Here is a 1,332-nt window from a genome sequence, read left to right as displayed (position 1 = left end):
GCTGGGATCGCTGCCGGAGGACGTTGAACGCTCGCTGCTACGTCACGACGGCTCTGGTCTGCAGTCAGGACTGAGGTGAGTGCGCGGCGGGTTGTCCGGGCCGTTCGGAGTCCTGGAGTTCGGCCAGCAAGGCGGTCTGGCCGGCGAGGAGTTCGGTGAGGATGCGGCGTGCCGCACGCAGGAGTTCGGCGACATCGCCACCGGCCAGGGCGTACGTGACGGTCGTGCCTTCGCGGGTGGAGACGACGATGCCGGAGCGGCGCAGTACGGCGAGTTGCTGAGAGAGGTTCGAGGGCTCGACGTCGATCTCGATGAGCAGGTCCCGTACCGATACCGGCCCGTTCTGGAGGAGTTCCAGGACGCGGATGCGGACCGGGTGCCCGAGCATGCGGAAGAACTCTGCTTTGACCTGGTAGAGGGGTGCCTGCACGGGATCTCCCACTTTCCTGACGCGGATGAGGCCCTGGGGTGGGGGCGCGGCGGCCCTGACCGCCGCCGCGCCCGGTGTGACGTCCCATCCTCCCCAGCCGCGGCCACTCGATCCGAGAGTTCGGAAGATGCAGAGGCAGTGGCTTGAAAAAGTCTTCAAGCAGCGGGCGCAGAAAGAACGCCGGAGCTCACACCTCGATCTGCTCCTCGATGCGTTTGAGGAGATGGCGCGCCATAGCGAGGTTCGACCGGGCCTTTTCGATGACGAGATAGATGAAGAGACCGTTCCCCGACCTTCCGGTCACCGGACGGATGAGGTGGTACTGGGTACCCAGAGTGACGAGGATGTCCTCGATCTCGCTCTTGAGGCCCAGCAGCTCCATGGTGCGCATCTTGGCGCGGATCAGGTCGGTGTTGCCGGCTGCCGCGACGTTCAGATCCAGGTCCTTGCCGCCGCCCAGCGTGCCGAGCGCCATGCCGCTCGTGTAGTCGACGACGGCGGCTCCGAGCGCTCCTTCGGCCTCGGTCAGCAGGGTTTTGAGGGACACTTCCACACTGGTCACGGGTCCTCCCTTCGAGAGATGTGAAGGCTGGTTGTCCGGCCCCGGTGAGGACTCTAGGAGCCACGCCGTCACCCGATGCGACTTGAGGCGAAAGCCGCCGCAGTTGCCCCCTTCGGATCGGTTGGATGCGCTTGCGTGCCGTACTGGAGCTGCTTGGCTCGTCCTACTTGTCGGTCGCCGACTGTGCGCGCGGCGGGCCCGGGGTGAGTCGGCCGAGCAGCGCGGTGAGCGTGAACTCGAATCGGCAGCGGCGGCAGGAGAGGGGCGAGGGCCCGGGAGCGGGCATCGGCTTGCGGGCCCTCGCCCGGCCGCGTGTCTGCCATGACCATGAGATGACCCC

2 protein-coding genes are annotated in these 1,332 nt (G+C 66.7%); both read right to left on the bottom strand.

Annotated features, from left to right (window positions below):
• Positions 1-64 precede the first annotated feature (64 nt).
• Positions 65-430, bottom strand: coding sequence for an ArsR/SmtB family transcription factor (locus IE271_RS40960; RefSeq protein ID WP_190195484.1), 366 nt, complete (start codon positions 428-430; stop codon positions 65-67).
• Between the two features lie 187 nt (positions 431-617).
• On the bottom strand, positions 618-992 hold the full coding sequence (locus tag IE271_RS40955; protein WP_190195483.1) for a roadblock/LC7 domain-containing protein: 375 nt from the start codon (positions 990-992) through the stop codon (positions 618-620).
• Positions 993-1,332: the final 340 nt, after the last annotated feature.

The organism is Streptomyces minutiscleroticus, assembly GCF_014650875.1.
Taxonomy (GTDB): Bacteria; Actinomycetota; Actinomycetes; order Streptomycetales; family Streptomycetaceae; genus Streptomyces; species Streptomyces minutiscleroticus.
Note: the sequence above shows the minus strand (reverse complement) of the source record. Positions and strands in the feature narration are given on the sequence as shown.